This is a genomic window from Cellvibrio sp. (assembly GCF_053579595.1).
The window spans coordinates 1-7,442 of record NZ_JBRFPI010000225.1; the positions used below are offsets into that span (position 1 = coordinate 1).

Consider the following 7,442-nt stretch of genomic DNA (forward strand, 5'->3'; position numbering starts at 1 on the left):
CTTGTCTTATAAGTGAAGAAAACTGTTAATTTAACTAGAAAATTAGGATGATTATTCTTTTTATTAAATTAATTATTTTTTAAATTATTTTTATCGATTTATGTATGCAAACGTTTACAAATCAATGGTTAATTAAATGTAAACGTATACATTACGCAATGTGGGAAAAAAATACTCAAAAATGGATTTTTTAGGTGTTTTTTTGGAGCACAGGTTGATTTTATCTAACATGACATACAGAATGATTTTCACTCTATATGAGGATAAGTATCTTCTTGGAGGTATTAGATGCCGATTACTAACCAACATCTACAACCAAGAGCACCATCCAATAGCTAATTAAGAAAAAGCTACATCAGTGGCAGACAACACGAGAGCTAACACCGGTGACAGATTTTTGCCTACTACAGCCAGGCCGCCGCGCCTTTATTAGCCACACACTTAATGGTGTCGTGAGCTGTTGTGCACTGGGCACACTCGCTGGTTGCACTAGCTCTTCAACAACTACAGCATCTACTAATGCAATTGATGTCTGGGCTCAGGCAGAACAGATTCGCCAGCAAGTGCGTGCACCACAATTTCCCGACCGTACCTTTGATGTCCGCGATTTTGGTGCCAAGGCTGATGGCAAACACGACAATTCCAAAGCCATTGGCGCTGCAATAGCTGCCTGCCATAAAGCTGGTGGTGGAAAAGTGTTGGTCACCCAGGGTAAATACCTGTGTGGTGCCATCCACCTGTTATCCAATGTAAACCTGCATATCACCAAAGACGCGACCATCGCCTTCATCACTGATCCCAATGCTTACTTGCCTGCGGTATTCACGCGCTGGGAAGGCATGGAGATCATGGGCTACTCGCCGCTGATTTACGCCTACGGCCAAACCAATATCGCCGTTACCGGCGAAGGTACTGTGGACGGACAAGCTAACCGCACCGCCTGGTGGCCGTGGAAAGGCAGCAATTTCAGCAGCGTTGATTGGGGCATTGCTGGCGTGCCAACCCAGACAGAAGCGCGCAATAAATTAATGCAGGACATGGAAAATAATGTTCCTGTCGCAGAGCGTATTTATGCTGAGGGCTCTTATCTGCGTCCGGTGTTTATCCAGCCCTACAGCTGCACCAACGTTTTAATAGAAGGCATCACCATCACCAACGCGCCCTTCTGGCTGCTCAATCCGGTACTGTGCGAAAACGTCACTATCGATGCAGTAACCTTTGCCAGCATAGGGCCAAACTCCGATGGCTGCGATCCTGAATCCTGCAAAAATGTGGTGATTAAAAATTGCTTTTTTGATACCGGCGATGATTGCATCGCGATTAAATCGGGACGCAATGCCGACGGTCGTCGTTTAAAAACGCCTTCAGAAAATATCCTGATCAGCGATTGCAAAATGCGCAACGGTCACGGCGGCGTCGTGATTGGCAGCGAAATTTCTGGTGGTGTACGCAATGTGTTTGTTGAAAATTGCGAGATGAGCAGCCCGGAGTTGGAGCGCGGTATTCGCGTTAAAACCAATTCGGTGCGCGGCGGCTTGATCGAGAATCTCTTTGTGCGCAACGTGACGATTGGCGAAGTGCAAACCGCCATAGTGATCGACTTTGATTATGAAGAAGGCGACGCCGGAAAATTTACACCGACAGTACGCAATATAGATATACGCAATCTTATCTGCCAAAAAGCCAAGCAAGTTTTCCAAGTGCGCGGCTACGAGCGCTCGCCCATCCAAAATTTGCATCTCACCAACTGCCACTTCAAAGAAGTCGCTGCCATTGGTGTATTGGAGAAATTGGATAATTTTGCCGCCACCAATGTAACTATCAAAGACGTTGAATTTACGATTTGATAAAGAAAGTATTTTCTTTACATCAAAATGGGCTTTATTTTTTTATTGATACAGCAAATTGAAATATAAAACAGGATTAATGATAGCTAAGTCATGTGACCACCATGACAGTTGTTATATATCGACTAAGCTCAAAAAAGTCGACTGCACAGGTTACAAATTACAACGGATTTGTCGCTCAATTATGCAAAAAATCTGTGAAGTTTGTGAAAACGTGTTTGCCTCCGCACTGTTATTGCGGTGACCAGCACCAGCTCCGCTAGCTCAAATGTAATTAATCACAATAAAAGATGGGGAATAGCTATGAGAATGTTCAAACTTAATCCACTCGTGTTAGCCATGGCAGCCTGCACACTGCCAATGGGTGTTTACGCGCAAGAAGCGCAAGACTCAGGTGACGGCACTGTTGAAGAAGTTGTTGTAACCGGCAGCTTCCGCGATAGCTTGCAGAACGCGATGAATATCAAAAAGAATCAAAACGGCTTTGTCGATGCGATTGTTGCCTCTGACATTGCTGAATTCCCGGACAACAACCTTGCAGAATCTTTGCAGCGTGTGCCAGGCGTAGCAATTCAACGCTCTGGTGGTGAGGGTCGCGGAATTACTGTACGTGGCCTTGGGCCAACATTTACCACTGTTCGTTTAAACGGCATGGAAACCGTCGCCACCACGGGTGGTACGGATGCTGTTGGTGGTAACAACCGTGGTCGTGGTTTTGACTTCAACACCTTCTCATCTGATTTGTTCAGCTCTCTGACTGTTCGCAAAACTAACACAGCTGAAGTACAAGAGGGATCATTGGGTGCTACTGTAGATCTTAAGGCAGCACAACCGTTTGACTATGATGGATTCGTGTTTACTGCATCCAGCCAACTTGGTTACAACGATCTGTCGGAAAAGAGCGATCCAAGCGCCGCTTTCCTTGTTAGTAATATTTTTGCTGACGGCAAATTTGGTGCGCTGTTTTCTCTGTCTTACTCTGAGCGCAAGTTGCAGGACGAAGGCTCAAGCACCGGTCGCTGGTCAAATGCTGCCGGTGATCGCTTCAATCGCGCGCAATTAGATGGCGCTACGACGCCAACCGTCATAGCAGCTAACAATGAAATAAATTCCGCATTCCATCCTCGTTTACCTCGCTACGACTCATATCAACACGAGTTAGAGCGCGTGGGGGCAAGTCTTTCGTTGCAATTCCGACCGACGGATTCCACAGAAATTAGTGTTGACTCATTATTTGCGAAATTTGATGCTACTCGTGAAGAGACTTTTTTCTCAACAGTACTGAACGGTACCATTGGCAGCGTTCCCGCAAACCCAACCATCAATATGATTGTCAGAGATTACGAAATTCAAAATGGTAATCTTGTATATGCTGACATTGATAATGCACGTTTATGGTCAGAAAATCGCTTTGATGAAATGGCTACAGATTTTGCACAGACCACAGTAACGTTAAAGCAGGACATTACTGATAGCTTACGCGTTAAAGCTCTGGTGGGAACAACCAAATCTGATTACGACAACCCTATTCAGAACACTGTTATTATGATTGCCAATGGTCAGGATTTTACTTATGACTATCGCAGCTATGATAGCCCAGTATTAACTTTTGGTGATAATGCATACAACAAATCATCTTGGGTAACTAGCAGTATCAGACAACGCCCACAAGCAACCCTCAATGAGAATGATGCAGGCTCTCTTGCATTTGAATTCGATGCGTCTGATTCAATTAAACTGAAAGCTGGGATTGACTATAAAGATTTTAATTTCAGCACCACTGAAAGCAGAATCAATGAAGGCACTCAAGGCGTAAACATTCAGTCTAATCCCGACTACATTGTTGAATACGATTCAGGTTTAGGTGATGGTCGTAACTGGCTCATTCCCAATAGAGCTTTAATAATGTCAGCGAACGATCTTTTTAATGCGCCGTTAACTAAGCAGTTTGCTGCAATTATGGACATTAACGAGACCACTACAGGTGCTTATGCTCAAGTTGATTTCAATTTCGACGTAGGTTCAATACCAGTACGTGGTGATATCGGCGTAAGAAGATTTGAAACCGATCAAACCTCAACTGGTTTTGACAATCGCGGTGTTGAAATCTCTGTTGATCATAGCTACTCAGATACTCTGCCATCGCTTAACGTGGTTGTAGAACCTATTGAAGATTTCCTTGTTCGTTTTGCAGCTTCAGAAGGTATTGCGCGTGCAGGCCTTGGCGCCTTGGCGCCTAGCACTAACGTATCTGTATCAGGTAACGCATTTACTGTGAGTAGCGGCAACCCATATTTGGAACCGACTAAAGCTAAAAGCTATGACTTAGGCTTTGAATGGTATTTTGATGAGGGTGCAAGCATTGGTGTAACTCTTTTCCAAAAAGACTTGGAAAGCTTTGCGCAAACTGCGCGCTTAACTACCACCTATACTAATCTGATGAATCAATTAGGTTTATCACTAGACACAATGATTGCAGCCTGTGGTAGTAATACAAGCTGTACTGCTGATGCGAGCTGGGCTTACAGTACACAAGTTAATAGTCCTGGTGGTGACCTGACTGGTTATGAAGTGAGTTACCAACAACCATTCACTTTCCTTCCAGGCTTTTTGTCTAACTTTGGAGCGATCCTATCCTACACTTCAGTTGATTCAGATCTCGATTATCTGAATGCCACCACTGGTGTTGTTGAGCGAACCAGCCCGTTGGTTAACCTGTCTGACGAAACCTACGCAGCAACTCTTTACTATGAAGAAGACAATTATGGAGGTCGCATTTCAGTAGTAAGTAGAAGTGATTACCTTACAACTGCTGTTGGCCGAAATGGTAACTACGAAGAAGGTACCAACGGAACACTAAATGTCGATGCGACGCTCAACTATTCAATTAATGATAATTGGAAAGTGACTTTGGAAGCGTTGAATCTAACCGACGAGGCTGATGACCAATGGGTTGGTAATATGGATAGCAATGAGCGCCTGTCCTACTACCATCAAACTGGCCGTCAGTATTATCTCGGTGTTCAGTACAAATACTGATAAATGCTTGATCATCATTTCGTGAAGTGTGTGTAAAACAAAAAGGGATGCCAGCTTGCTGGCATCCCTATTTGATTATTAGTGTATGATTTTTTTAAGCGACAAGAGGTGCTAAGCGTGAGTCTATTGTTTAAAAGTAGAGTGATTTATGGTGGTATTTTTCTGGCAGCATTAACGGGTTGCTCACCAGAAAAAACCGACGAACAACAAGCTACTGCTACAACACCTGTTGCGCAACCCGTTACTGTCAAACATCAATTGGCAACGGCAGAAATTACCAATGCCAATAATTTTGCATTGCAGCAAGAAGCCATTTATTTTCCTTTTTATGATCTCGGCATAAACGCGCAAAGCGATGCCGTTAAAAGCCTCAATGTACTTGCTGGCAATGTCGCACAGCCTTCCCAAACAGTTGATACCGATGGCGACGGCACGCTTGATGGCCTGTTGTTGGCTGCTGATTTTAATCCAGCGGAAATTAAATCCTTCACTATCTCCAGTGATCCTGCGATCGCCAAACCCGCACTGAAAAAACAAACTCAAGCAGAAATTTCGATCAAAGAAGGCGGCGAGTGGAAAGGTAAAGAATATATCGGCGGCACTTTTAAAAATGTGCAGAGCGTAACGCCACCACCGCAATACACCGATCACTCCTACTGGATTCGCTACGAAGGCCCCGGTATCGAATCAGATAAAGTGGCTTACCGAGTCTATCTCGATTGGCGCAATGGCTTTGATATTTTTGGTAAAAAAACCAGCGATGTTGTTTTGCAAAATGTAGGGCTGGATGGTTACGACTCCTATCATCTGAATTCAGATTGGGGCGTAGATGTTTTGAAAGTCGGAAAATCGCTCGGCATGGGTGGTTTTGGTTTCTGGAACGGCAAAAGTGTAGATCTGGTTTCGCTGGTCGATACGCGCGATGCGATTATCACCAACAATGGCGATCTCTATTCCGGTTTTAAAATCAATTACAACGGCTGGCAAATCAACAATCAAAAAGTGGATTTGGGTGCGCATTTTTCTATGAATGCCGGAAGCCGCTTGGTAAATGTGAAACTCAAAGCCAGCCAACAATTGCCCAACCTGGCAATTGGTTTGGTGAAACATTCTGGCACCACCTTGATTGAAGGCAACCAAAATGTCAGCGGCTATGCCTGGACTTATGTGGCCAGCTGGGGCAAACAAAGTTTAAGTGGCGAAAATGATCATTTAGGTATGGCGGTTATTTTCCGCCGCGATGATCGCGCGGAACAAACTACCGATGAAAATTCATATGTTTCCGTAATGAAAGATAAAGGCGGTGAGCTGGAATATTATTTCCTCGCTGCCTGGGAACATGAATTGGATGGCATTAAAAACGAAGGGGATTTTAAAGCCTATCTCGACCGCGAAGTGGAGCGCTTGACCAAAGCACCGCGTGTGCGTTTTGAGTCAACACTCAGTGCTGATGCGAAGAAAAATCCGGTTGATGCTGAAGCCGCATTGAAATGGGCTAAAGGTTTGGCGGATTCAGAATTGGAACGCAAAACATTGAATTACCACTATCAAGGTTGGGATGAATACCGCAAGCGTCCCGGCAAATTTGAATACGATGTGGTGGGCATGCAAATTCATGCATTGCAGGAATTGGATAGCATCAGCCCCAATCCCGCTTATCAAAAAGCATTAGAAACCGTGACGGGCAGTTACATTCGCGATGATGGCCACATCCACACCTTTGAGCCGGATTTATTCAGTATCGACTTAACCAAACCTGGCCAGATGGTAATCCTGCTGGAGCAGCGTACCAAGCAAGAAAAATATCGCAAAGCGGTGGATTTTTTGCGTGAAAATTTAAAGCGTCATCCACGTACCAGCGAAGGCGCATTCTGGCATCGTGCAACCTACCCTAATCAGTTATGGCTCGATGGTGTCTACATGGGCATGCCCTTCCTCGCCGAATATGCCAAAAACTATGAAACCGGCGAACAACAACACGAAAGTTTTAAAGAGGCAGTGCATGAATTTGTGATTGCGCGAAACCAATTGCGCGACCCGCAAACCGGTTTGTATTTCCATGCGTGGGACGAATCCAAACAAGCGCAGTGGGCCAACAAAGAAAATGGCCGCGCTTCGCAATTTTGGGCACGCGGTATCGGCTGGTATGCAATGGCGTTAGTGGATGTATTGGATTTTATTCCGGAATCAGAAACTGAACTGCGCAAAACCCTGATCGATATCAGCGTGGAATTAGCGGCCGATATTTTGCGTTATCAAGACGCAGAGACAAGTACCTGGTGGCAAATTATCGACAAGCCCGGCGCCATCGCCAACTATCGCGAATCAACCGCCAGCGCTATGTTCACTTACTTTTATACCAAAGCAGTCAACAAAGGTTATTTGCCGGAATCCTATCGCGATGTTGCGATAAAAAGTTACCAAGGCATGATCAATGAATTTGTGACTCTGCATGCCGATGGAAAAGTTAGCATGAATGATCAATGCCTGGTTGCCGGTTTAGGTTTTGGCCGCGACGGCAGCTACGACTACTACCAGAATGAGCCGGTGATCCGC

General features: G+C 44.9%; 3 protein-coding genes. All 3 read left to right on the top strand.

The genetic code is table 11. From position 1 onward, the window contains the following. The first annotated feature begins 386 nt into the window (after nt 1-386). Nucleotides 387-1,847, top strand: coding sequence for a glycoside hydrolase family 28 protein (locus ACWA6V_RS13930; RefSeq protein ID WP_449523055.1), 1,461 nt, complete (start codon nt 387-389; stop codon nt 1,845-1,847). A 303-nt stretch (nt 1,848-2,150) separates the two neighbouring features. After that, complete coding sequence (locus ACWA6V_RS13935) at nt 2,151-4,886, top strand: TonB-dependent receptor (RefSeq protein ID WP_449523056.1); 2,736 nt, start codon at nt 2,151-2,153, stop codon at nt 4,884-4,886. Between the two features lie 117 nt (nt 4,887-5,003). Further along, nucleotides 5,004-7,442, top strand: a 2,439-nt coding sequence (locus tag ACWA6V_RS13940; RefSeq protein ID WP_449523057.1) for a DUF4861 family protein, incomplete at its 3' end; no start/stop codon positions are given.